Annotated in this window: 22 protein-coding genes; 7 read left to right on the top strand and 15 right to left on the bottom strand. The window is 47.8% G+C overall.

Features of this window, described 5'->3' with window-relative positions:
• Window positions 1-455: 455 nt before the first annotated feature.
• A complete protein-coding gene (locus tag ACO0LE_RS14190; protein ID WP_422961003.1) occupies window positions 456-3,173 on the bottom strand; it encodes a TonB-dependent receptor in 2,718 nt (905 codons plus the stop codon).
• 884 nt (window positions 3,174-4,057) lie between these two features.
• Here ACO0LE_RS14190 and ACO0LE_RS14185 point away from each other — a divergent pair.
• Window positions 4,058-5,029: a cupin-like domain-containing protein gene (locus ACO0LE_RS14185; RefSeq protein WP_422961002.1), complete on the top strand. Its 972-nt coding sequence runs from the start codon at window positions 4,058-4,060 to the stop codon at window positions 5,027-5,029.
• Window positions 5,030-5,031: 2 nt separating this feature from the next.
• Here ACO0LE_RS14185 and ACO0LE_RS14180 read toward each other — a convergent pair whose 3' ends face one another.
• Window positions 5,032-5,919 carry a pirin family protein gene (locus ACO0LE_RS14180; protein WP_422961001.1) on the bottom strand — a complete coding sequence of 296 codons (888 nt, stop codon included), beginning with the start codon at window positions 5,917-5,919 and terminating at the stop codon, window positions 5,032-5,034.
• 122 nt (window positions 5,920-6,041) lie between these two features.
• Between ACO0LE_RS14180 and ACO0LE_RS14175 the strand changes: the two genes are divergently transcribed.
• The gene (locus tag ACO0LE_RS14175; RefSeq protein WP_422961000.1) at window positions 6,042-6,776 is read left to right on the top strand and encodes a YoaK family protein; all 735 of its coding nucleotides are present in this window, start codon (window positions 6,042-6,044) and stop codon (window positions 6,774-6,776) included.
• Window positions 6,777-6,845: 69 nt separating this feature from the next.
• Here ACO0LE_RS14175 and ACO0LE_RS14170 read toward each other — a convergent pair whose 3' ends face one another.
• Both ACO0LE_RS14170 and ACO0LE_RS14165 read right to left on the bottom strand, forming a co-directional pair.
• Window positions 6,846-8,477 carry a peptide chain release factor 3 gene (locus ACO0LE_RS14170; RefSeq protein ID WP_422961007.1) on the bottom strand — a complete coding sequence of 544 codons (1,632 nt, stop codon included), beginning with the start codon at window positions 8,475-8,477 and terminating at the stop codon, window positions 6,846-6,848.
• A gap of 145 nt (window positions 8,478-8,622) precedes the next feature.
• Complete coding sequence (locus tag ACO0LE_RS14165; protein ID WP_422960999.1) at window positions 8,623-9,039, bottom strand: hypothetical protein; 417 nt, start codon at window positions 9,037-9,039, stop codon at window positions 8,623-8,625.
• Between the two features lie 480 nt (window positions 9,040-9,519).
• Between ACO0LE_RS14165 and ACO0LE_RS14160 the strand changes: the two genes are divergently transcribed.
• The 4 genes from ACO0LE_RS14160 to ACO0LE_RS14145 all read left to right on the top strand — a co-directional run bounded on the left by ACO0LE_RS14160 (window position 9,520) and on the right by ACO0LE_RS14145 (window position 14,291).
• Window positions 9,520-10,233, top strand: coding sequence for a PEP-CTERM/exosortase system-associated acyltransferase (locus ACO0LE_RS14160; protein WP_422960998.1), 714 nt, complete (start codon window positions 9,520-9,522; stop codon window positions 10,231-10,233).
• Window positions 10,234-10,383: 150 nt separating this feature from the next.
• The gene (locus ACO0LE_RS14155; RefSeq protein ID WP_422960997.1) at window positions 10,384-11,397 is read left to right on the top strand and encodes a S1/P1 nuclease; all 1,014 of its coding nucleotides are present in this window, start codon (window positions 10,384-10,386) and stop codon (window positions 11,395-11,397) included.
• Between the two features lie 228 nt (window positions 11,398-11,625).
• Window positions 11,626-13,482 (top strand): signal peptide peptidase SppA, encoded by a 1,857-nt coding sequence (gene sppA / locus ACO0LE_RS14150; protein WP_422960996.1) that lies wholly within the window; start codon window positions 11,626-11,628, stop codon window positions 13,480-13,482.
• Window positions 13,483-13,781: 299 nt separating this feature from the next.
• Window positions 13,782-14,291, top strand: coding sequence for a GAF domain-containing protein (locus ACO0LE_RS14145; protein ID WP_422960995.1), 510 nt, complete (start codon window positions 13,782-13,784; stop codon window positions 14,289-14,291).
• A gap of 120 nt (window positions 14,292-14,411) precedes the next feature.
• On the opposite strand, the gene ACO0LE_RS14140 is transcribed toward ACO0LE_RS14145, so the two are convergent.
• From ACO0LE_RS14140 to ACO0LE_RS14120, 5 genes are all read right to left on the bottom strand, one after another.
• The gene (locus ACO0LE_RS14140) at window positions 14,412-16,109 is read right to left on the bottom strand and encodes a long-chain-fatty-acid--CoA ligase (protein WP_422960994.1); all 1,698 of its coding nucleotides are present in this window, start codon (window positions 16,107-16,109) and stop codon (window positions 14,412-14,414) included.
• A 160-nt stretch (window positions 16,110-16,269) separates the two neighbouring features.
• Complete coding sequence (locus ACO0LE_RS14135; RefSeq protein WP_422960993.1) at window positions 16,270-17,034, bottom strand: SDR family oxidoreductase; 765 nt, start codon at window positions 17,032-17,034, stop codon at window positions 16,270-16,272.
• Window positions 17,035-17,138: 104 nt separating this feature from the next.
• Window positions 17,139-18,368: an acyl-CoA dehydrogenase gene (locus ACO0LE_RS14130; RefSeq protein WP_422960992.1), complete on the bottom strand. Its 1,230-nt coding sequence runs from the start codon at window positions 18,366-18,368 to the stop codon at window positions 17,139-17,141.
• A 62-nt stretch (window positions 18,369-18,430) separates the two neighbouring features.
• The gene (locus ACO0LE_RS14125; RefSeq protein ID WP_422960991.1) at window positions 18,431-19,213 is read right to left on the bottom strand and encodes an SDR family oxidoreductase; all 783 of its coding nucleotides are present in this window, start codon (window positions 19,211-19,213) and stop codon (window positions 18,431-18,433) included.
• Window positions 19,214-19,223: 10 nt separating this feature from the next.
• Complete coding sequence (locus tag ACO0LE_RS14120; RefSeq protein WP_422960990.1) at window positions 19,224-19,958, bottom strand: histidine phosphatase family protein; 735 nt, start codon at window positions 19,956-19,958, stop codon at window positions 19,224-19,226.
• Between the two features lie 104 nt (window positions 19,959-20,062).
• Between ACO0LE_RS14120 and ACO0LE_RS14115 the strand changes: the two genes are divergently transcribed.
• Entirely contained in the window at window positions 20,063-20,974 is a 912-nt protein-coding gene (locus tag ACO0LE_RS14115; protein ID WP_422960989.1) for a LysR family transcriptional regulator, read from the top strand.
• 164 nt (window positions 20,975-21,138) lie between these two features.
• Here ACO0LE_RS14115 and ACO0LE_RS14110 read toward each other — a convergent pair whose 3' ends face one another.
• The 6 genes from ACO0LE_RS14110 to rplS form a co-directional block, all read right to left on the bottom strand.
• Complete coding sequence (locus ACO0LE_RS14110; RefSeq protein WP_422960988.1) at window positions 21,139-21,837, bottom strand: hypothetical protein; 699 nt, start codon at window positions 21,835-21,837, stop codon at window positions 21,139-21,141.
• A gap of 462 nt (window positions 21,838-22,299) precedes the next feature.
• On the bottom strand, window positions 22,300-22,638 hold the full coding sequence (locus tag ACO0LE_RS14105) for a DUF3579 domain-containing protein (RefSeq protein WP_422961006.1): 339 nt from the start codon (window positions 22,636-22,638) through the stop codon (window positions 22,300-22,302).
• Between the two features lie 322 nt (window positions 22,639-22,960).
• Window positions 22,961-23,398 (bottom strand): inner membrane protein YiaA, encoded by a 438-nt coding sequence (gene yiaA, locus ACO0LE_RS14100; protein ID WP_422960987.1) that lies wholly within the window; start codon window positions 23,396-23,398, stop codon window positions 22,961-22,963.
• 84 nt (window positions 23,399-23,482) lie between these two features.
• Window positions 23,483-24,433, bottom strand: a complete 951-nt coding sequence (locus ACO0LE_RS14095; protein WP_422960986.1) for a CobD/CbiB family protein — start codon at window positions 24,431-24,433, stop codon at window positions 23,483-23,485.
• Window positions 24,434-24,549: 116 nt separating this feature from the next.
• Entirely contained in the window at window positions 24,550-25,215 is a 666-nt protein-coding gene (locus tag ACO0LE_RS14090) for a CoA pyrophosphatase (RefSeq protein ID WP_422960985.1), read from the bottom strand.
• 119 nt (window positions 25,216-25,334) lie between these two features.
• Complete coding sequence (gene rplS / locus ACO0LE_RS14085) at window positions 25,335-25,718, bottom strand: 50S ribosomal protein L19 (RefSeq protein ID WP_422957791.1); 384 nt, start codon at window positions 25,716-25,718, stop codon at window positions 25,335-25,337.
• Window positions 25,719-25,781: the final 63 nt, after the last annotated feature.

Here is a 25,781-nt window from a genome sequence, read left to right as displayed (position 1 = left end):
AACTCGACTACTTTGACCCCTAATCCGTTGATCAGGGCGTACACGAGTACGACGTGAAATGCAACGACCAGCCCTATCCCTAGCAACTTCTTGCCCGGCTCTTGCTGGCGATTTGAAAAATCCATACAACAACTCCTGCGTCTCTTACGCTTATTCAGTTAACTCAAAAAAATGCACTTACGTCTTATCAATGAAGGAAGCAATTGATCATATGATCCAGGCAATCCAGGCAATCACTTGTCAATACAAAATGTGACAGGAACACATCTGCGGGAACTAGTTACAAATCACACGAGTATGGAAATCCACACAACCGGTCAAACTGGTTGCAGTCAGAATTTTTTATTGGTGAGACGATTCTGACAAAGAAGAAAGTGATGGAGCAACGCTCCATCACTTCGTGCCAGAGAAAAATATCGCAGGCGTGCTAAGGCTCAGCACGCCCTAAATATCTATTACATCTTCGCGCGCAATGTCAGATAGAACTGACGACCACTTTGATAAATCGAACGCGGCTGGTCTTCGTTCAGTGCATAGTATTTCAAAGTTGGATTATTTAGATTCTGCGCATCCAGAGAAATGCTGAAGTTGTCATTGATTTTATAGCCAAAAGAGGCGGACACTGCGCCCGTTGCTGCCTGGGAGAATGCTGTTTCACGATCAAGACCACTGAAGAAACTGGAACGATAGCTGTAAGATACGCGCGCATTGAACTTGTCGTCTTCATAGTAACCGCTCAAGTTAAATGTATTCTTAGATGCACCAACGACCTCTTTGTTATCTGCATCTTTTGCATCGGCATAGGTGTAGTTAGACGAGAAGCCGAAATGATTACCCAAAGGCTGTTCATAGGCCAGCTCAATACCTTTGACTTTAGCGCTGGTGTTGATCGGCACAGATAAGATGTAAGGAACCATCGCACCCTGTGGCACCTGAGCACTGTAAGTCATATAGCTCTTGGAAACTTGACCAATACCTACATAGCTAGTCAGATCCATGTAGAACAAACCAGCAGAAACCAGCGAACGTGGCGCGAAATACCATTCCAAAGACGCGTCAAAGTTGTTCGAACGAATTGGCTTCAGATCTGGGTTAGCACCACTACCGCTACCAACGCCGCCGACTACGGCAGGGGGACTCAGACTGATAGAGCTCGCTAGAGCACCGAAGTCAGGACGTGTCATCGTTTTAGAAACTGCAAAGCGAGCGACTACATCTTTTTGTACGTCAAAGCGTAAATTACCGCTAGGCAGAACATCATTGTAAGTATTATCAAACTGTTGACGCACGAATGGACCAAACAATGAAGTTGTGATGACGCCAGGTGCTTTTGCGTCAGCAGAGAAAGGTAACAAAACGCTTTCTTTGGTCTGTACAAAACGCAAGCCGACGTTTCCGCTCCAACCTTGGCCTTCCAGATTGCTTTGAATATACGCTGCTGTGGTATTTTCTTTCAGCGCAAACTCAGAAGCCCAGTTTTCGCGTGATCCATCAGTTGGACGCAATGCATATTTAGAGGCATAAGCTGCCAGTTGGTCCGCCGTGTAAGACCAGACATTAGTCGGGAAGTTGCCCCCTAGGCCGCTACCGAAATTACCTGGATAAGTTACTGTACCACCAGAAGGTAACGCACTCCATACTGCGCCACTCAGCTCAGGACGTTGATTGTTAACGAAGTCATTATTACGCTTATGCTCAGTACCGCGCACACCAAATTTCAATGTAGTGAACACACCTTGATTAATCGCATACTCACCATCAAGCTTTGCCCACGTTTCTTTGTCTTTAACGTTAATTTGCTGATCACCGAAAATCCAGTCAAGACTGGTGTTAGCGTTACTTGCATTATTCGCAGAACCCAGACCCCAGCTAGCGGCACTGCCGATACCGTTCAACGCCCATGATGCGCCAGTGCCCTTACCTGTATCCCATTCAGCGACGTCTTGTGTGGTCGTTTTGCCGACGCCACTTGAAGTGCCTAACTGCGCATTCAACTTCAACGAACTATTGACTTTCCAATTTGCATCAACGTTGTAGAAATTGGTTTCAGAACCAGCATCAGGACGAGAAATCTGATCGTAGATACCATATTGCGTACCAGCGACACCTGTAAAATTAGCTTTAGTCAAAGTCTTCACGCCGTTAGTTGTCGTGACAACATAACCGGCATCCGGTGCCTGACCATCGCCTTTATTGATGAAGTGAGTGCCCCACATCATGTAGTTGCGATTGTAGTTTGCGGCATCCAAGGTCGAGCTGAAAGCATTAAAATCAATCGAAAAATCATTGCTAGGCTTGAATTGAAAATCGATCAGACCACCTTGACGCTTACGTGTTTGTTCAAACAACGCGGAACCAACCAACACCGGATAATAAGCACCGGCTAAGTCGGGATTCGATTTTCCGACTTTGCTATTCGCACCAATCTGCTCGTAACCCAGTAATTCCTGACCATCGCGACGCAGGCTGCGCTTTTCCGAGAACGCCTGAACCATGACACCGAAAGTGTTTGTTTCATTTTTCCAGTTCAGCAAGGCACTGACTTGTGGATCTGTCTTTTTAGGCAGATCGGCATACACTGCGCCCAAAGTGACTTCTGCGGTGAATTGCTTTTTGAACTCTAGCGGCTTACGCGTGATGATGTCGATAGAACCGGCAACGCCGCCTTCTACCAGACTGGCTTCAGAGCTCTTATGAACTTCAATACGGCTGACCAGTTCGGATGGCAGCAGTGTATAACTGATGCTACGACCAACACCAGGACCACTTTGATTCAATACAAACCAGTCGCCTGCAGCCATATTGTGGCCGTTGATCAATGTCTGTGTCAGACTTGGGTTAGTACCACGCATACTGACGCGATCGTTTTCATCGAAACCACCTTCATTACCACTTGCGGAGCTGGTCGTTACGCCAGGAACGCGTTGCAGAGAATCAGCAACGTTCTTGTCCGGCATCTTGCCAATATCTTCTGCAGTGATCACTTCCAGATGTGATTCCGCATTACGTTTTTGATTTAAAGATTGTTGTGCCGCGGCACGGATACCAGTCACAACAACTTCTTGCGCTTTAGGTTCAACCTGTTGCGCGTGTGCCGACATCGCGGCTGTCATTACCAGCACAGCAACGCCAGAGGCAATCGGCGTCAGTTTAGGTGTCGAATTACTTTTCATTTACTCCCCCAAGATTGATCAATCAAAACTACTTGATGCTCCACTGCCAGAGCTTTTTTTTTTCCATGCAGATGAGCGTTTCGATACAACTTACCACTAAGCTTGAATTGCAAAACCACTTAAATGCCACAATTGAAAACATATTTTTTAATGCGCTCTATAAATGCCTGCTCTTTGAACTATTTCTGCTTTTTATGCGATTAAGATCAGGCTTCCTACACCAACCTTAGCAAAACCAGCAGAACCAATTGCGAAACCTCGTCGTACCGATACCAGATTCTAGTGGCACGACATTTTCCGAAATTTTCACCTCAAGATTTTTGCATTGAACTCACTGTAGATACCTCAAAAGTGGCTGTCAAGCGGTATCTACGTGGTATTATCGAAACCATTATTGGTATTAAAAATAGTCATTAAGAAAAACATATAAGCATATGTTTTTAAACTATTTTTATTTAAATAATTTAATTTTTTTAGAGAAGTGGACTGATTAGTTTTTACAACAGCAGAAAAATCTCACCTAGTCTTATGAGAAGAATGTTTTTGTGATGAAATTTTTAATATCTGTGCAACCAATACAATCAGGGATTGCCTGACAATCTGGTGCCGAGCGATGTTTTAAGTACCAGACAGATAGAAAAACAGGCCTTGATCATGTAGCCAGCAAGAAAATTGCTATTTGTTTCGTCAAAAATGCAAATAGTAAGCCCGTAATAGTCACATGTATTTTCATTCGTAAATTGGTATTAATGTCTTATTAAAAATTGGACTTTTGGGTACAATAAATACCAAATGCAAAGATCCCTGAACGAAGCCTATCGCCAGTAATCACAATTTCGCCCACCACTGATCAGTGGCGGCGATCAGTAACGACATATACAACCATGACAACAGAATTAGCCACCATACGTGAATGGCGCGACGTCAGCAAAACGACACTTCTGAACGAGATTATTCCGGGCGGACAACCAGCAGTATTGCGAGGGTTTGTCGATGCTTGGCCCGCCGTCCGGCATGCCAAAACATCGGTCGCAGCGATTAGCACCTATTTAAAAAAGCTCGACACGGGCAAACCTGTGGAAGCAATTCTGACTCCACCAGAAGTCAGGGGAAGGATTTTTTATAACGAAAATCTGGATGGTTTTAACTTTTTACGCAATCAGGTCAGCGTATCTTCCGTCGTCGATCAGGTACTGCGTTACGCACAATTTGCCACAGCGCCTTCTGTCGCAATACAAAGCGCGATGATTACCGAATGTATGCCGCGCTTTATCGATGAGCATGTACTGCCCTTTGTGGATACACAGATTTTGCCACGACTCTGGCTGGGCAATGCAATTACCACACCCGCACATATCGACACATCCTACAATATCGCTTGTGTAGTTAGCGGCAAACGTCGTTTCACACTGTTTCCGCCTAGTCAGGTCGCCAATCTATATATCGGTCCGCTCGACTTCGCGCCGACCAATTCACCAATCAGCATGGTGTCATTTACGCAGCCCGATTTTGTTCTCCATCCCAAATTTAAAGATGCACTAACACAAGCACAGTTCGCTGAACTGCAACCCGGCGATGCGATTTTCATTCCGCCCTTGTGGTGGCATCATGTGGAGTCACTAAATGCCTTTAATGTACTGGTCAATTACTGGTGGAGCAATGTAGTCGCTCCCGCGCAAGCGAGCACACCCTTCGAATGCTTGCTTCACTGCCTGAACAATTTCAAGCATCTGCCACCCGATCAACGCGAGGCCTGGGGAGCGCTTTTTCAGCATTATGTATTTGATGGCAGCGTCGATCCTGCAATGCATCTACCCGCCAATCGGCGCGGGGTACTTGCTGGCCGCTCGATATAAAATTAACGCTCCGGCAGCGGAATCCACTCGGACTCACCGGGTACTGGCGGAAAAATAGTGGCGTCCTGATTCGTCCATGCAATTTTTGCGGCATCAATTTTTTCCTTACTACTGGCGACAAAATTCCACCATAAAGCTGGTGGCGATTCCAGCGCCGCGCCGCCCAATAACATCAATGTCGTATCAGCAGTTGCCAGGAGTGTCGCATTCTGACCTTGCTCCAGCACAATCAGCGTACCAGCAGGAATAGGCTCGCCATCCAGAAGGACACTGCCCTCAACGATGTACACGCCGCGCTCGGGATAATTCGCGGTCTCACTTGAGATAAGCAAGCTGCGGCCTTCGGAAATCCAGCCTGCCACATACAAGGTAGGACTATGGCAAGCGACTGGAGAGATCTGTCCGTAAGCCTGTCCCGCCAGCACATGCAAACGCACGCCATCTTGATCTACCATTGGCAAAACCTTCGCGGGATAGTGATGAAAAACTGGCGCAATATCCTCATCACTGGCGGGCAAAGCTACCCACATTTGCAAGCCCTGAATTGCTATTTGCTGTTCACGGATGTCTTCCGGCATACGCTCAGAATGAACAATTCCACGCCCTGCTGTCATCCAGTTGATATCACCGGGAACAATGCGCTGCACGCTTCCCAGACTATCTCTATGCATCATCGCACCAGAAAACAAATAGGTAACCGTTGCCAGACCAATATGCGGATGTGGCCATACATCACCAACATGCGTTCCGGCCTCAAACAATGCAGGCCCCATATGATCAAAAAACACAAAGGGGCCGATACGGCGCACCTCTGCATCCGGCAAGAGGCGCCGGATAGGAAAGCCGATGTCACGAGTCTGTCCATGGATTAATTTACGGATGCTAGTCATTACATGTCCTTTGTATCTGGATGGTCGTTTTTCTAGATTAATTGAGGGTAGCAGCTTGCAAGATTTTCTGTCAGCGCGCTACACTGAGTTTTTGCCCAGCATAAAGTCTGTTAAAGCCTGCCATGCCAATTCAGTATCTCGCTCAACTTACCTCACCTAAGCGCACAGCTCAAGCGAATCTGCACTTGGGCGTCACGTTAGCGAGTATCGCAGGCGCATTGAATGCAGGCGGTTTTCTGGCAGTCGGTCAATATACCTCGCACATGACTGGCATTGTCTCATCCGCAGCCGATGACTTGATCCTTGGCAGACTGATTCCCGCCTTTGCCGCGACGTTGATGCTGTGCGCCTTTGTTCTCGGATCTGCTAGTACCGCACTCATGGTGAATTATGCCAAGCGTAATACACCACAGTATATTTACACCCCCGTGTTGTTGCTGGAAGCGAGTCTGCTAATCGTATTTGGTTTGGTTGGCACAAGTTTGCGCCAGCACGAAGTCATCACCGTGTCCTTCACAGCGGTATTGCTATGCTATGTAATGGGATTGCAAAATGCACTGATTACCAAAATATCCAATGCAGAAATCAGAACGACACATGTCACGGGATTAGTAACCGATGTGGGAATAGAGCTAGGCAAAATGATTTACTGGAACAGGGACAAAGTCAATCCAAGTCACGGGGAAGTTGCTGCTAACCGCTACAAACTGAGATTGCATCTCATGCTGATTAGCGCGTTTTTTTGCGGGGGATTATTGGGTGCGGCTGGGTTTAAATATCTGGGTTTTATTTCGACATTGCCCTTGGCTCTGGCACTGGTGGTGCTATCGATTGCACCACGATTCAAATCCGCATAAATACAGATAAACAAAGCGCCTCATCACGATCAGTGATGAGGCGCTTTTATTCTTTACTACAGACAAGGATCAATCTAATTTAGCAGCATGCTCACGCGTCGCATGGAACACAACACCTGGCCAGCGCTCCTGAGTGAGTTTTAAATTCACGCCCGAAGTCGCAAGATAAGCCATGTTTCCGGCTGCATCAAAAGCAATATTGCCACCAGCACTAGAGCGTTCAAAATCTGCCAGCATTTTTTTATCATCACAGGTAATCCAGCGCGCACTGCTGATGCTAGTTCCTTCAAATACGGCATCGACACCATATTCGTTTTTCAAACGACTGGCGACCACTTCGAACTGTAAGACACCAACTGCGCCAAGAACCAGATCGCTGCTGACTACAGGCTTGAAAACCTGTACTGCGCCCTCTTCACCTAGCTGCTGCAAACCTTTTTGCAATTGCTTTATTTTGAGTGGATTCAGAATACGCGCCGTGCGGAAAAAATCCGGTGCGAAGTAAGGAATACCGGTGAATTGCAACAGCTCACCTTCAGAGAAACTATCGCCGATCTGCATATTGCCATGATTCGGCAAACCAATAATATCGCCGGCATATGCTTCTTCCACTTGCTCACGTGAGGATGCCATAAAAGTCACCACAGACGATACTTTGATATCGCGGTTCAGACGCAAGTGTTTAAGTTTCATCCCGCGCTCAAAACGACCTGAGCAAACCCGCAGGAAAGCAATGCGATCCCGGTGAGCCGGATCCATGTTCGCCTGAATCTTAAAAATAAAACCGGAGAACGGCACTTCAGTTGGCACGACAGAACGCACACTAGCATCGCGCTCACGCGGTGCCGGTGCCCAGTCGAGCAGAGCATTCAGAATTTCACGCACACCAAAGTTATTGATTGCCGAACCGAAAAATACCGGTGTCTGCACACCGGCTAAGAAATCAGCAAGACTGAACGGATGGGACGCGCCATGTACCAGCTCGACCTCCATCTTCAGTTGTTCGATTTCCAGCGGAAACATTTCTGCCAGACGCGGATTATCGATACCTTTGATGACTTCGAACTCTTGATCCGCACGTTCACTACCGGGAGTGAACAACAAGATTTCGTCGCGCAAAATATGGTAAACACCGCGGAAAGTCTTGCCCATACCGATAGGCCAGGTAACAGGCGCGCACTGGATCTTCAGTACCGATTCCAGTTCATCGAGCAACTCCAGTGGATCACGTGTTTCACGATCCATCTTGTTGACGAAGGTAATAATCGGCGTATTGCGCATGCGGCAGACGTTCAGCAGTTTCAGTGTCTGCTCTTCCACGCCCTTGGCGGCATCGATCACCATCAGCGCAGAATCAACAGCGGTCAGCACACGATAGGTATCTTCGGAGAAATCTTGGTGACCAGGCGTATCCAGCAAGTTCACCACATGATCGCGGTACTCGAACTGCATGACCGAGGACGCAACGGAAATACCGCGCTGCTTTTCGATCTCCATCCAGTCAGAAGTAGCGTGACGACCGCTCTTACGTGCCTTTACCGTACCCGCCAACTGGATCGCGCCGGAAAACATCAGCAACTTTTCAGTCAGTGTTGTCTTACCCGCATCCGGATGGGAAATAATACCGAAAGTACGTCGACGTGCGACTTCACGCTGGATCAAATCGCTGGAGACAACACTGATATGAGCGTCGGACTGAATTGCTTCAGATTCGTTGGAAGGAGTAATGTCAGACACGGTAATGACCAAATTAAGCAAAGCTGACTAGTTTAACGGTGTTTGAGGTTTGTGTCGAATTAGCTGCTACTAGGCACTAGCGCGTTTCTAGGAAAGAATCGTGAAATGGTCATGCATGAGATTTCGGATAGTTAATGCATTGCTGCTGAATCCAGTTACGAGCCACATCGTAGTCATCGAAAAATTTGATTGGGCAAATACCTTGGTAAAATTTTTCGTAAATGGGTTCAATGAAATTTCGCCCCTCCACCTCGGGTGACGCGACATAGACACTGCCGACAAATTGGCGTTTATCAACGGCAATACGAGCTCTATCAGTAAGCAACTCCAAGGCTTCTTTTGGGCAAAGCAGAGAATTTTTGACGATAGCAATGGTTCCCCATGAGCCTTTTGCCGATAGCTCCTCGATCGTCGGCATCATTGCCTCTACCCATTGCGTTACGAGCTCTGTATTCCAGGGTCCGGTCACTTCTGAGACCAAAATCTGTCCATCTACATAAATTTTAAAACTTCCGTGGGATCGCATACACTATTCTTATAAATGTCATAACAAATTTTCAGAAATGCGTACTACTATTGGCATATCTTGAAAACCAAGTTGATTCAACATGTGTGTTCAAGGACTAAAGAAACTTTATCGACAAAGCGTCGATTGTTTCCTTAGAAAGAACGCTGTCGGCATAAGGCCACATCTTTTCAAGAAAAATAGAAATGAACGTTGATGTCATGTGTTAATTTTAGAGTTATTTATGATTTAACAATGTGAATGAACGTTACGCATTGGCTCAACAATTGTTAAACAATCTAAAACTTGATGTGCAACCAAATTGATTAAACTAAAAAAAGCTTTTTAAATGCAATGCGGCAAAAATTAACTGACACGACGTCATTGCAATCATCGAACGGAAATACAATTACAGGCGAGACTAGATCTGCATCGTCTCAGGTTTAAAAAGCGAGATGCTCGAAATCAATACTTTTTAGCCCCGTCTAAACAAGGCTGCTGATGTTTTATGTAAAAAGAGTAAAAAAGCAGGAAGAACTGCAGAAAATATTTGGATTGCGTTACCAGGTCTATTGTCTCGAAAAGATGTTCCTGGACGCTAAGGACTATCCAAAAGAAATAGAAAGTGACGAATATGATGAATCAGCGATTCATTTAGGTGCCTTTACCGAGGGCGATAACATCGTTGGATCATTGCGCCTTGTTCGCTCCACTAACATGCATTTTCCAATTTTTGATCACTGCAAAGTTGCCCAACTTCCCAAGGGAACGACCTCATTAGAATTTGCCGAAATTTCTCGCCTGATCATTAGTAAAAAAAAGAGAGCCATGATACGGCCTGCGAAGCCAACGACATCCGTCGCAATTGGCGCTATTCGCAGTGATTTCACCGATTTTGGTATTTCAGATTTACTGATGGAACTGTTTCGTGTGATGTTCACTTATTCCAAGCAGCGCGGTATCAAATACTGGCTTGCAGCGATGGAGCCAAGTCTGATGCGACTTCTTCAGTATCACCATTTTAATTTTCGACAAATTGGGCCGGCTACTGACTATTACGGTCAGGTCATTCCCTGTATTGCGTCTTTAGAAGAAATCGAGACTCAATTCTCACAAAAAAATCATGAATTCTTTTTGGAATTCGCCAAACACCTAACCGATCCGAGAATTGGAATTAATGAGGAAACCATGTGGCCTCCTAAAGAATTCAGATAATGGTTATATCAAAACGTGAACCCACGGCATAAAACTCCGTGGAACAATCCGGCAGACATAGCGGTCTGAGTAAAAAGATGGTTTAATCTTTCTCTTGGTTAATTTATTTCAGCGCTGAGATTAGCGCCTCTGAATTTCACTGGATTTCGCATGACAAAAAAATTTATTGCTGGCGTGTTAGCCAGTATCGCCCTGCTTCCGCAACTCGCCTTCGCGTGGGGAGCAGACGGCCATCAGACCGTTGGGGCTATCGCTGACAATATGCTCGCTGACACCAAGGCAGGTAGCAAAGTCAAAAATCTTTTAGGCACGCGCACACTGGAGCAAATCTCGGTCTGGGCGGATTGTGCCAAAGGGATCAGTCCCGAAAAAGATTTTGCCTATACTGTGACTGGCCGCTTCGCTGAATGTCAGCCATTTGAAAATCCTGAAGATATTCAAGCCTTCGCCGATTTTGTACGCCGAAATAACAATGCCTGCAATCCTGGCGCGGATGAAGAGACCTGCCACAAGCAATATCACTATACCGATATCAGCCTGCAGCATGATCATTACAAAACCGGTTTTGCCGGCACCAATGATCACGACATCGTGAACGCTATTCAAGCAACCATCGCTGTCTTGCGCGGGCAAAAAGCACCAGCCCCGTTCAATATCAAGGATGAGCGCGAAGCCCTGATGCTGCTGACTCACTACGTTGGAGATATCCATCAGCCTCTGCATGTAGGATCGATTTTTCTGGATGCCGACGGCAAAATCATCAACCCGGATGATAAGGGACTGGACAAAACCACGAATACGATAGGTGGTAATGCCCTGCAATGCCCTTGCGGCAATCTGCATTCCTTATGGGATGACCTGCCGCAGAACTTCAAGCGCGGCAGAATGAACGACTTCTTGACGAAGAAAGCCAAGACGATCGCAAAAGAAACAGCCCCTACTGAGCAATGGGCAGTCCTGTGGGCCGATGACGCCATTCGCAATGCGCGTATCGTTTTTGCCGGCGCTCAGTTCAGTGAACGCACGCCCAACGTCAAGGGCAATAACTGGTCAATCGCATTGCCTCTGGCGTATGAAAGAACGATGGCGCAAGTCAAAGAAGAGTCGCTGACCAAAGCAGGCGCTCATCTGGCTCAATTGCTGCAAACGATCTGGCCTGACTAAGCAGTAAGATGAATACCTCATCAGGATTACTGTCTTGCCTCAATAAATCCTGACAAACTGAGACATTCATTACTTTTTTGAACTAGTCGTTTGAGATGCTCGTTTTCTGTATTTTTGTTTATTGTAGTCGTTACGCGTAGTTGTTCGGATCGCCATAGATACGTCACTATTTCATTGAACGCTGTCGTCTTTCAGCAGCGTGTTTAAAATCTACAACCAGGAGTGCCCATGTCTTTCTCACCCTTTCGCTGGATCAAGAACAGTATCGTTTTTGTCTGGAGGACGCTGGATTTTGGCCGCCGGCTGATCCTCAATTTCATTTTACTGGCGCTCCTGATTGCACTGGCGGTAGGCATATTCGGTGGGTCTGCGAAAAAAATTGACGATAAAACGGCTTTGCTGCTAGATCTGAAAGGCGCACTAGTTGAACAGAATGCCGGCAGTCTCCGCGACAACGTCCTGGCTGAAGCGCAAGGTAACGCTAAAAAGACAACGCAACTGCGTGACATCCTGACCGTACTTGATGCAGCAGGCAAAGATCCCAAGATCACCAGCGCAGTCTTGCTGCTTGATGAGATGCAAGGTGCAGGCTTGCCGATGCTGCGTGAAGTCGCCGCCGCGATTGACCGCTTCAAAGCCAACGGCAAAACGGTCGTCGCCTGGGGCTCAAGTTACGATCAGCGCCAATACTATCTGGCCTCACATGCCACCGAAGTTTATTTGCACCCTATGGGCAACATCATGCTGAACGGCTTTGGCCGCTATCGCAATTACTATCGTGATGCGCTCGATAAAATCGGTATTACCGTCAATCTGCTGAAGGTCGGTACCTATAAGAGTTTTGCCGAACCGTATATTGCTAACGAACCATCTGCCGCCGCGACCGAAGCCGAGAGTTTCTTGTACAACGCGATGTGGGCAACATATACCGGTGATGTAGAAAAAGCGCGCAAGCTGCCTGCTGGCAGCATCATGCAAGGCATCGACCAATTACCAGAACTACTCAAAGTCACAGGCGGAGACATCGCCAAAATGGCTGTCAATACCAAACTAGTCGACGGTCTAAAAACACGCGACGAGTTGCGTCAGCTGATGATAGGCAAAGGTGTCAAAGACGATCAGAACAAGAGCTTCAAGCAGGTCGGCTTTGACGATTATCTGGCTCGTCAGGTACCTAAATTTCTCGGTGATGCCGTTGGTGTTGTGATTGCATCCGGCGAGATCAGCGAGGGCACTGCGCCAGCCGGATCAATCGGCGGACTGTCAACAGCAAATCTGATTCGCAAAGCGCGCGAAGACGACCAGATCAAAGCAATTGTCTTACGCGTCGATTCACCGGGCGGCAGCGCCTTCGGTTCAGAACTCATCCGTCGAGAACTTGAACTGACTCGCAATGCAGGCAAACCCGTGGTCGTCTCTATGGGCAATGTCGCCGCCTCTGGAGGTTACTGGATCTCGATGTCGGCAGATGAAGTGATTGCCGATGCCACGACAGTGACAGGATCAATCGGTGTGTTTGCCATTTTGCCGACGGCTGAAAAAGCTCTGGATAAAATTGGTGTGCATACCGGTGGTACAACGACGACCTGGCTGGGCGATGGTTTTAACCCGATGCGTCCTTTGAATCCAAAATTCGGTGAAGTCATTCAGGCAAGTATCAATCATATTTACGATGACTTCACAAGCAAGGCTGCCAAAGCACGCAAGACCACACCAGAAAAAATCGATGCTGTGGCACAAGGCCGCGTCTGGACGGGTCAACAAGCCAAAGAACGCGGCTTGATCGACACGGTGGGCAGTTATGGTGACGCGATTAAATCTGCGGCAACACGCGCCAAACTCGGCAAAGATTTCCGCGTTTCTTACATCGAACGGGAACCCTCAAAATTTGATCGCCTCTTCACTATGTTCGGCGCCTCTGTTACCCAAGTCTTGAATGATCAGTTTAAGCTCGCCTTAGTACCGACGGGTGTGCCGCCTGCGGCGGCAACGCAAATTGCTAAAGAATTGAGCTGGCTGGCAGATCTGAACAAAGAAGGCAAAGGTTACGCAGTGATGACGCATTGTCTGTGCGGCGTTCCCTGAATCGTCGATTCTCAGATGATCTGAAAAAGCGAGCCTGATAGCTCGCTTTTTTATTTTCTGTCTTTTTATTTTCAGCCTTTTTATTTTCAATGCTGACAGTTTGAGTTTTTTAAAATTCTGAGCCTCTGTATTTCCAAACACCAGGAAAAAAATAATAGCAAAACCAATTGGCAATTTTGTGAGATTAGTTGCACCCAATAATTACCATACGCCGTTACGCAAGCTAGAACTCGGGCCCAGCACTCACGTCAGCACAGCGATATAATGCTCAGCCCTAGTCATTATTTTTCAGTCCTACTATGTTCACACCTCCTGCCGCCAGCACACAACCCGATTACGCTCTGCTCGCCCGTCAGGTCAGCAGTATCCTTGAAGGAGAAACCGATCTTACGGCGAATGCCGCGCAATTTTCTGCGCTGGTGTATGACACGATTGCCGATCTTAACTGGGCCGGTTTTTATCTGGTTAAACCGGCGAAAAGTAGTTCCGGCGATACGCAGCAAGAATTATTAGTTGGTCCGTTTCAGGGTAAAGTTGCCTGCGCCCGTATTCCATTCAGTAAAGGTGTCTGCGGCGCATCGGCATCGCAACGCCGGACTATCCTGGTGCCGGACGTGCATGCGTTCCCTGGTCATATCGCGTGCGACTCGGCGTCAAATGCAGAGATCGTGATCCCTGTGATAAAAAATGGCGAGCTGTATGGTGTGTTTGATATCGATAGCCCGAGCCTGAATCGGTTCAATGAAGAAGATCAGGCGGGCTTAGAGGCAATGGTTGCGGCCTTTGTCGCTGCGACCGATTTCACATAATCGTTTTGCAAAAAAACAAAAAAGCACCGTGAATGCCGGTGCTTTTTTTACGCCTCAAATTTTGTTAAAACTGAGTTACTGAGTTACTGAATTTATTCGAATAAGCTCGAATTGCAATGATTAAGCACGGGACTTTCTTGCCTCTTCTTCATATAACTCTTTTTTAGATAATTTACCGACTGGTGTCTTTGGCAAATCCGCACGGATCTCCATTGCCTGCAACATCTCATGCTTGCCCAGTTTGTCTTTCAAGAACTCTTTTAATTCTTCCAGTGTAAAGCCCGCAGCGCCGGCTTTGAGCTTGATAAAAGCTTTCGGTGACTGGCCGCGATACTCATCAGGAATGCCGATCACGCTGACTTCGGCTACCGACGGATGTTCATATACCGCCTCTTCGATATTGCGTGGATAGACGTTGTAACCGCCGCACAAGATCATATCTTTCGTACGATCGACGATGTACACAAAACCTTCAGCGTCCATGTAGCCGACATCACCAGTACGGAAAAATCCGTCCGCCGTAAATGACTCGGCAGTGGCCTCCGGCTTCTTCCAATATCCTTTCATGATATTCGCTCCGGCGACGCAAATTTCTCCACGCTCACCTATGGGGACATATTTGCGTGCGTCATCAACGCTAGCAAATTTAAACGTAATACCCGGAGTCGGTAATCCGCACGATCCAGGCTTGCGCGGGCTCATGATCGATGTAAAGGTACCGGTCGGCGAGGTCTCAGTCATTCCCCAGCCTTCAAGCAAAGTACAGCCGGTGATGCTCTGAAATTGTTGCAGGACTTCCGCAGGCAAAGGTGCACCGCCGGAGTTGCAGAATTTTAGCGAACTCAGATCATGGCTCTTGATGTCGGGATAATGGATGATCGCGGTGTACATCGTTGGCACACCTGGGAATACGGTAATTTTTTTCGATGACAAATCTTTGACTACGGCATCGACATCAAAACGCGTATGCAAAACGATCTCGGCGCCCAGCCGTATGCCAAATAGCATGTCTACGGTGAGGGCATAGATATGGAATAGCGGCAGCACAGCAAGCAGGCGCTCTGCCCCCTCTGTTACTACGGGCGGATCGACATTCAGGGTCTCCATGATCTGACTGACCGCAGTGGTCAGGTTGCCATGCGTGAGCATCGCACCTTTTGGCAAACCCGTGGTACCACCGGTGTATTGCAAGACCGCGACCGTCTCTTTGGGATCTGTCGCAGCGATTGTCTGATACTGTCCGTCATTCGCCAATAACTGCGCGAAAGGCACGTGCAAGGCGTCTGCCGGAATGGCGCATAGCTGCTGCGCCTTGTCGAGACTGGCGCGCACTGCATCTGGGTAAGGCGACATTTCGGCAATGTTACCGATGATGAGTTTTTGCAAGCGCGTATGACCAAGCATTTTCGCCATCTGCGGATACAGCATTACCATATCTAGCGTGACGAGCATATCGGTCTCGCTATCGGCGATCTTATGTTCGAGGACTTTTTCAGCGTCGAGAGGCGAGTAATTGACGACCGTACCACCCGCTTTGAGGATTGCAAAAAAACTGATCACATAGTGTGGGGTGTTAGGCAAGAACAGACCAACATGAACGCCGGGCTTCACACCGATCTGCTGAAATCCTTTGGTCGCCTGATTGACCTGGGCATGCAATTCACGATACGTCGTTTTCTTGCCCATGAATTCCAGCGCAACATGATCCGGCCATTTGGCGAAGGCCTCATCGAGCAATTGCGGTACTGGCATGATGGGTAACTCCGCATCCCAACGTACACCAGCGGGGTAAGATTGTATCCAGGGAAAATCACTCATATTGTCTCTCTCACTCGGTTGGAAATGAAATATATTATGGGTAGCGAATTACTATACTCCCACCTGTATTTTTTAAGTGCCTAATTAAAACTTGAGGTATATGCCCTATTTTTAAGCATACTCCCTTTTAAATCCATATTTACTGGTGCAAAGACCAAGGTCAGATTGCCGTCAACCCTCCATCCACCGCCAGCTGATGTCCCGTCACAAATGATGATAAATCAGAACACAGCCACAGCGCTGCATTGGCGATTTCTTCGGCTTCGCCAATGCGGCCAATCGGATGAATACTCTTGATGGTTTTTTCGCGGCGAGGTTCGCGCTCAAGCGCATGTGTCAGCATCGGCGTACGGATCACACCGGGACAAACGGAGTTGACGCGAATACCGGCTCGACCGTATTCCGCCGCCGCAGTTTTGGTGAGGCCAACTACCGCATGTTTGCTTGCAGCATAAATAGGCTGCAAGGGTGCGCCGACCAGACCTGCGACTGAGGCAGTATTGACGATATTGCCACCGCCTTGTTTCAGCATCTGGGCAATCTCATACTTCATGCATAACCATACACCTTTGACGTTCACATTCATGATTTTGTCAAAGGTCGCCTCGTCCGAACCAGCGAGTGGTAAATGTTCAATCTCGATCCCGGCATTATTGAATGCGCAGTCAAGCCGTCCGTAAGTATCGACAATCCCGGTGATCAGTGCCTCTACTTCGGCGGCGTTCGCGATATCCGTTTTGACAAAACGTACCGTACCACCTGATTGCGCGATCATCGCCTGCGTCTCTTCAGCACCAGCCACATCAATATCCGCAATCGTCAGGCGGGCATCGGCTTTGGCAAATGCCAGTGCCGCGGCGCGACCAATACCGCTGGCCGCTCCCGTGACCAACACGGATTTTTCTTTAAATGTCATGTCTGTCATTGCTGCGTTCCCGTTGAATTAATTTATAGTCCTATGATGCGAAAATGCCCAGCAGCCTTCAACGTCGAATTGAAGGTTACCGGGGCGAAGAACAGCGTTGCTGATTAGTGGGCGCTGATCTTATATTTTTTCAATTCCATTTTGCCGATCTGGTTACGATGAACCTCGTCAGGGCCATCCGCCAGACGCAAGGTACGCGCTTGCGCATAGGCATAAGCAACTCCGAAATCATTCGAGACCCCGCCGCCGCCATGCGCCTGGATCGCCCAGTCGATGACGGTACAGGCCATATTCGGTGCAGCAACTTTGATCATCGCGATTTCTTTCGCGGCAGCTTTGTTACCCACGGTGTCCATCATCTGCGCAGCATTCAGAACCAGCAAGCGGGCCTGATCAATCAGGATGCGGCTATTGGCGATACGCTCCAGCGTGACCCCCTGCTCTGCTACCGGCTTACCGAAAGCAACACGCTGCAACGAGCGTTTACACATATCTTCCAGCGCGCGCTCTGCCAAGCCGATCAGACGCATGCAGTGATGAATACGGCCGGGACCAAGACGACCTTGGGCGATTTCAAAACCACGCCCTTCACCCAACAAAATATTCGATACCGGCACACGTACATTGTCAAAAACGACCTCGCCGTGACCATGCGGCGCATCGTCATAGCCAAAGACGGGCAAGGCGCGCAAAATCGTTACACCCTTGGTGTCACGCGGTACGATGATCATCGATTGCTGCTTATGACGATCGGCATTATCCGGATCGCTCTTACCCATGAAGATAAAAACTTTACAGCGTGGATCATTGGCGCCGGACGACCACCACTTGCGCCCATTGATGACATACTCGTCACCATCACGCACAATCGATGCTTCGATATTCGTGGCATCTGATGAGGCCACCGCAGGCTCGGTCATCGCGAAGCAAGAGCGAATCTCGCCATTCAGTAAAGGTTTCAGCCATGTTTCCTGATGCTCCGGTGTGCCGTAGCGGGCAAAGACTTCCATGTTGCCGGTATCCGGTGCAGCACAGTTAAAGACTTCAGCAGACCACAGAGAACGACCCATGATTTCGCACAATGGCGCATACTCAAGATTAGTGAGACCCGCGCCGTGGCTGGATTCTGGCAAGAACAAGTTCCACAAATCGGCTGCACGCGCCTTGGCTTTCAGTTGCTCGACAATCTTCGTCGGAATCCAAGGATTGCCGGCTTTACGGTTCGCTTCGATCTCACCATAGAAGGTGACTTCATTTGGATAAATATGTTCATCCATGAAGGCGATTAGACGCGCCTGCAGCGCTTTTACTTTTGGGCTGTATTGGAAATCCATGCTGTGTCCTTGCTAAAAAATGGGAGCGTCGTTTGTTTTACAGAAATGAGTTAATGAGCTAATCAGCTGATCAGGTAACCACCATCAACGTTAATACAGGCGCCAGTGGTATAGCTTGCGGCCTGCGACGCGAGATACAGGACAGTGCCCGCCATCTCGCTGGGTTCGGCAATCCGTTTCATCGGAATACGGCTTAAGGCTTTTTCCAGAATCACCGGATTGTGAAATAAAGCAGAGGCAAATTTAGTATCGGTTGCACCAGGTAATAAGGCATTGACACGGACGCCCATGGGAGCACATTCCAGCGCAAACGATTTAGTCATGGCGATGACTGCGGCCTTGGTGATGGAATAGATACCTTGCATTGCCCCCGGAATCACGCCGTTGACAGAAGCAACGTTGACGATGCTGCCACCACCATTTTTTGCCATCAATTTGACGCCGGAGGATGACATGAAGAAGTAGCCACGAATATTCACATCCACCGTTTTTTGAAAGGCACCGGCATCGGTCTCAGCGATATGTCCAAAGTGAGGGTTAGTTGCGGCGTTGTTGACCAGAATATCGAGCCGTCCGTGCGCAGCCTCGATATCGGCAAACAAGGCGTCGATCTGCGCCATCTCACCGATGTGGCAGGCACGTGCTTCCGCCTTGCCACCAGCAGCTTTGATGGCGGCGACAACCATCTCACAGGCCTCTGCCTTGCGGCTGGACACGATCACGGCGGCACCATGCGCTGCCAACGTTTTTGCCACTTCTTCACCAATACCGCGACTGGCACCGGTGACGAGCGCAACTTTGCCGCTCAGATCAAAGAGATCAACCACATCAGTCGAATTTGCCATGCGCCAGCTCCTATACGTAGGTAATGTGTTTGGGGAGATTTAATTGTTCAAGATGAGAAAAATTATTCAGGTAAGCAAGCGCCAGCCTGGCGGGCTTACCCTCCGATGGCGGCTGTAGGTGAAGACGGGTCACAGCGCTGTTCACCAGCGACCAATTCAGCTCAGAAAACTTCGCGTCGGGAAAACCCAGCACATGCTGACAAATGGCAGAGATCGTGCCACCCGAGGTAAATATCACGATGTTTTTTGCGGTGTCAGGATGGTGAATCTGACGCTCTAGTGCAGTAATACAACGCTGACGAAAAGACGTCCAGGTTTCTGAATATTCGTGATCAAACTGCCCTGACATCCAGCGCGTAATCGCCTGTGCAAAAATATCTTGAAACGCCTGCTTGCCATTTGGTGTCGTAAGCAGGAACCGCTTTACCTCAGCCGGATCATCGAAGGCGGGCACATGTTTGGCCAATACTTCATGATGGTTGTACTCGTTAAAGTCGGGGTCACACTCCCAGTCCGCAACATTGAGCCTGTCTTCGGCTATGCCATGCAAGCAAGCAATCGCCGCACGCGCAGTCTGTATATGGCGGTGCAGTTTACCTGTGACTACCCGCGACACTGTAAGGTCGCGTGCTGCCCACCAGCGCCCCAGATGCTGCGCCTGTTCCTTGCCTAACTCAGATAGCTGATCATAATTTTGATTGCCGAAGGACGCCTGCCCATGTCGAACCAGATAAATTTGTGCCATTGCGACGACCCTTCAGTTTGCGGTGCGAATTCAGAATGAGTCGAGTGTAAGGCTCAGGATATAATTGATCAAATAAATAGTTATTATCAAGTTAAATTAATCTGATGCATATATCAAAAGTCGATCTGAATCTGTTCACGGTATTTGAGGCTATCTATACCGAGGGCAGCGTGACCCGCGCAAGCCAGAAGCTATTCCTGACGCAACCAGCGATCAGTCACGCACTGAACAGGCTGCGCGTCATCTTTGAAGACCCCCTATTCACACGCCAAGGGCATGCCATGGTTTCTACACCATTGGCACGCAGCATCATAGAACCCGTAAGACAAGCGTTACGCGGCCTGGAAGTTACTCTGGCGGATGCAGGCAAGTTCGATGCGATGCTGGCGAACAAACAATTCAACTTTGCTTTGCGCGACGTACTGGAATCAACGGTACTACCGCCTTTACTTAAGAACATCACTGAGCAAGCGCCACAGGTCAGCCTTGCGGCGATTCAGGTCGAGCGCCGCGAACTCGTCAGCGAACTTGCCGCAGGGAGCATTGATCTGGCGATTGATATGTTATTACCCTTACCGAATGAAATCCGTCGTCAAAAAATAGTGCAAGACACCACCGTCGTCATCGCACGCAAAGATCATCCAGCAATTAAAAAAGGCAAGTTAGATCTGGATACTTATTTGCAAGCAGAGCATGTGCTCGCCAGTTCAAGACGGAAAGGTATGGGATTAGAAGATTTTGAATTGAGTCGCCTCGGCTTGCAAAGGCGCATACGGCTGCGCTGCCAGCACTATTTTGCGGCTTGTCGTGTCGCCAGTCAGACAGATCTGTTGCTCACTATGCCGGAAGGCTATGCACGGATTGCGAATCAACAGTTTGACAATCAGATTTTGCCGTTTCCAGTCAGTATGCCATCTTGGGATGTCTACCTTTACTGGCATCAAAATGTCGAGCGTGATCCAGCTAATCGCTGGTTACGCGAGCAACTCATTCAGTCTGTGTCTGGAAATAATTGATTGATTCTGGCCTTAGACGCGTCTAGGCATAAAGTGCTTTAATAAAGCAAAAGCATAAAAAAATGCCGACATACCGAACAGCAGGAACAGCAGGAACAGTATGTCGACACCAGCTATGGCAATGTAGTACTTAACAGAGCGACAACAATCTTACAGCTTTGAAATTAAAACCCAGAAGCGTATTTAAACAGGTTTCCCGGTTGTGCAGTCACGACAGAATTCGTCGTATCAAAGTAAATCAAAATACCTCTGACGCCATTGTCATACGCCATCCAAGTATTAAGTGCGTATGTCGCAGTTCGCTTGGTTGAGCCGGGTAGATAAGTGCAACCCAAGGTCTGATTAACTTGCGCCATCGTCATACCAACGGTAATACGATTGTATTTATCCAGATTGATGTTCGCCGAAGTGCATGTCGCAGAGACAGTGCCCGGCTGTTGTGGCGTAAAACCAAAGCGCACCAGCGGCATTACTGTGCCATTTGGCAATTGCAAGGTTGCTGTAGTCGTGCTGGTAAAGTTAATCACTACCGAACCAACCGCATCATTTGTTACTACTGCACTCTTGTATTGACCGTTTAAAGTCTGTCCACTGCTATACGATATCCATTTCCCCTGATACAAAACATCAGAGGTCATAGGCGCGGGACCAGAGACATACCAGACTGGTGCACCAGCGTTGTCGTACATAAAACCCGCCATAAACATGGAACCGTTTTGTACTTCAATCGCAAAACCGCGTCCACCTTCGGCCGGGTTCCACCACCATCCATTTTCGGGTGGAGTTGCACCAGCAAATCCTGCACTCAATAACAAAGTAGCCGCAACGGCAACTTTTAATGTTTTTATTACGCGATTCAGCATATTTCCCCTATCAAAAACAACTTTATGGAATCCTTGCAGGCGTTAATCAATACGAGCAAAAAGTTGTCAGTATTCACCTGAAAGAAACATGTGTATTTTATCTAGTTATACTTTTATACATAATAAATAGATTGTAACTATTAATTACAAAAAAATAACATTTACCAATATCAAGCAAATAAAGTTAAAAAATATATTACTTTTTATGCAAAAAATATTTTGGTGAAACCAAGTAAAAAGAATAGCGACCGTATCGCATTAAAATTTACAAGCAAGGAAAAATTCATGTACTTGCAATGCACTTGATCAAAAGGGAAATGAGAAGGTCAGGAGGTTAGTTGCATCTCAGCAAAATGATGCGATGACACCGTCACATAACAGTAGAATGTAGTGACAAGAAAAAATGTAAACCAGAGCAAATATACGTTCTAGTAAAAGGCAAATGCATGCAGATTGGCGGACTTACTTACTGGTGCCCGGCTCATCTGGCAATAAGCATGCATCAATGATCTGCAAATCATTATCTTTGGCAAAGTTCACCACAAAATGATAGGCAAGTGGCTCGATATCGCGGATAGCTTCATTCACCACCACAGAACGCACACCATTCAAAAGGATTGGCCGCACATAACGAGAGTATTGAAGGTGCGAATGTCGCCCGCCATCTGGACTGAAACATGACATGGCACCGCACAGGCGCTCAGCCCAATCGCTGGGACGAAACTGTTTTCCATCACTGGTAACTCCCTGGATGAAAAATTCGCGTATCGGTGATGAAGTGTTTTTGATGGAATCGGCCATGTGATCGGCTTGCTCTGAACCTAAGAAGACAACCTGGCATCCATTGTAGGTCGGTAAACCTTGCGCCAAGCTTTCAAATAACCTGAGTATTATATCTTATAGAAGACTTGATTCAAAAACTGATCGCAGATAAACCCGTTTTGATGCACGCGAAGAAATGTTACTCACTAACTATAGTGTATTTACGAACTTAGTAAAGCTTACTGGCGGAACGACATAGTAAAACAGTAACAAACTACGGGTCGAACTGTTCAATAAGAAAAAGGCTTGCCGGAATACGCAAGCCTTTTTTATCGCCTTGACACAGATGCAAACTCTCGCGTCAGGCATCCTCAGAGGTAAGGTCCGAAGCACTCATTTCAGTTTTGAACAGCGCTGCATCCCGGACATTTTTTTGCACCGCTACGGCCGCAAACAAACTCAGTACGTAAGACATCGCGTAAAAACCTTTTTCGCTCAGGACAATCGTTGCATTCCACAAACCTACGGCAAGTAAGAGCAAGGCGGCACCAACCGATAACCAGCACAATCCAAAGTACAGCCCTGTCACTGGAATACCTTCCTGTTTGTCACGCACGGATTTTTGTAAAGAAATCGCAGAGAACAGTCCATATAAAATGAGCGTGAAGTAATAACCTTTTTCATTCAGCTGCATGGTCGCATTCCACAGACCAATTGAATAAGTAAGGGCACCGATAAACAAGGCAAGCCAGGACGCACCGATAAATGCCCCGGATGGGGCGCTTTGTTTTAGTTTCAATTGGTTTCCTTCAGTCTTTTTTGCAATTCTGCTATGAGTAAATTAGATACATCTTACCTGTGAGAAAAGGGGCGCACGGCAAATTTATAACCAAACCGCAAAGGAGAGCAATAACAACAGCAGCATCCACAATAATAATGCCCGCCAGACCAGTCCAACGGCACTTTGCAATGATCTCGGTGAGGCTTCTGCACCAGGCTGGCTTTCGATATCCAGGCTATCAACATCCACAGCACTGGCATCAGCGCTCAATACCATCGCTTTTGCTTCAGGTTCGCCAAGACGTACTCCCAAGGCGCCACCACCTGCCGACAGAATGATTCCTACCAGTTCATCTGACCAGCGGTCAGCATAATTACGCCATGAGTACACTGCGTCCTCAAAATTACCTACGACAGCAAATGCAATCGCCGTAAGATGCGCCGGGATCCAGTCTATCCAGTAAAAAATTTTCGTTGCATATTGCCCAAACTCTTCGTTCTTCATGTGTTCTGGCTCATTCCAGGCTCGTGCCAAGTACTCGGCAACGCGGTACATTACGGCACAAGCTGGCCCAACCGGCATCAGAAACCAGAAAAATACACCGAATACATTGCGGTGGGTTGCAATCAGCGAGCGCTCAACCGCGAGCCTGGAAATTTCAGAGATATCCATGCCGGACGTATCGAGATGCGTCCATTCGGCGAGATGTGCTTTAGCGGCATCTTCGTCACCAGAGCTCAGTGCAAGCTGGATAGAGGTGAAGTAATGACTATAGCGCCGGAAACCGAGAGTCAAATAAACGATCAGAACATTCCATACAAGCGCTGCAAATGGATTTATACGCAAACACAGCCAATAGATCAATGCCGTAGGCAAAGTCAGTGCGATAACAAGTATCCACCATCCCATGCGGCCGTGTTTGGCCTTACCTGCGTTACACCACGACTCGATCTTTTCGGCCAGATTTTGTACCTGTAAATAAATCGGATTGTCGACCCGCAAAGGTTTCAATTGTTCGATCAGGAGCGCACAAAGTATGGAAATGAATGTCATGGTGAGTTAGTTTAAATCGTTTCCAGCTTGAAATGGATTTGTTATTGCGGCAAGTGTAAACTGATTTAGCTGGTTTATGAAGCCCAGCATTATTGTGCGTCTAAGCGCTTATAGCCTTATGCCCGCAAAAAATGAAATAAGTTGCGTAACATGCCTGCCGTTGCCCCCCAGATGAAGTGCTCACCGTAGGGCATCGCATAGAAAGTTCTCTGACCTTTTCCGTCAGGCAGGTCAATTATGCGGCGCTGATGATGCCGTCCATCCATTAAAAAAGACAAGGGCACTTCGAATAATGAGGCAACCTCAAACGGATCTGTTTTTAAACCAAACGGAGGCTGCACTAACGACACAACCGGCGTGACCTGATAACCAGTACCAGTCTTATAATCGGGCAACACGCCAAGAACATTTACGTGCCTGCGGTGCAGGCCAATTTCTTCCTCAGTCTCGCGCAAGGCAGTCTCGATCGCTGACCGATCGCTATCCTCAAACCTGCCACCGGGAAAACTTATTTGCCCCGCGTGATCATTCAAATGGGCCGCCCGGTGGGTCAGCAACAGAGTTAAGCCCGTGTCGCGCAACACAAGGGGCATCAATACTGAAGCAGGTTTAAAGCTGCGAATCGTCGAGAGCAAATGCTCATCAGTTGTTTCCGGAGTCCAAACTCCCGGCTGTGCAAAACGCTGTTTTAGCCATGCTGAGGATAAATGGGATTCTGGTACGGCATCCTCTCCTGCAACAGAGTGCACAGGCAATTCCTCTGGATTGAACTTCAATTTCACACCGACTTCCTTAATTAAACTACTCGGGGCTTTTAGCGATGAGCTAATATTTATTTCATTTCAAAATGCAAAAAAGGGACGCCGAGGCATCCCTTTCTTTCAACGCATGACAAACAATATTACTCTGCTTTCGCAGCTGCTGTCTTACGTGTTGGCAATTTCTCTTTAATACGAGCAGATTTGCCTGAACGTTCACGCAAATAGTACAACTTAGCGCGACGTACATCACCGCGACGTTTAACTTCGATCGAAGCGATCAGCGGAGAATACAATTGGAATGTACGCTCAACGCCTTCACCAGATGAAATTTTACGAACGATGAAGTTTGAATTCAAACCACGGTTACGACGGGAGATGACAACACCTTCGTAAGCCTGTGCACGCTTACGAGTGCCTTCAACTACGTTGACGTTAACAACTACTGTATCGCCAGGAGCGAATACAGGGATATTTTTGCCGAGGCGTGCAATTTCTTCTGCCTCTAATTTTTGGATCAGATCCATTTTTTACTCCTGATACCATCTTGCTGACGCTATAACTGCTGTGCTCAGTAGAGGATGGGGTTA

It is taken from the genome of Undibacterium sp. Xuan67W (genome assembly GCF_049340165.1).
In the GTDB taxonomy this organism is placed as follows: Bacteria; Pseudomonadota; Gammaproteobacteria; order Burkholderiales; family Burkholderiaceae_D; genus Undibacterium.
Note: the sequence above shows the minus strand (reverse complement) of the source record. Positions and strands in the feature narration are given on the sequence as shown.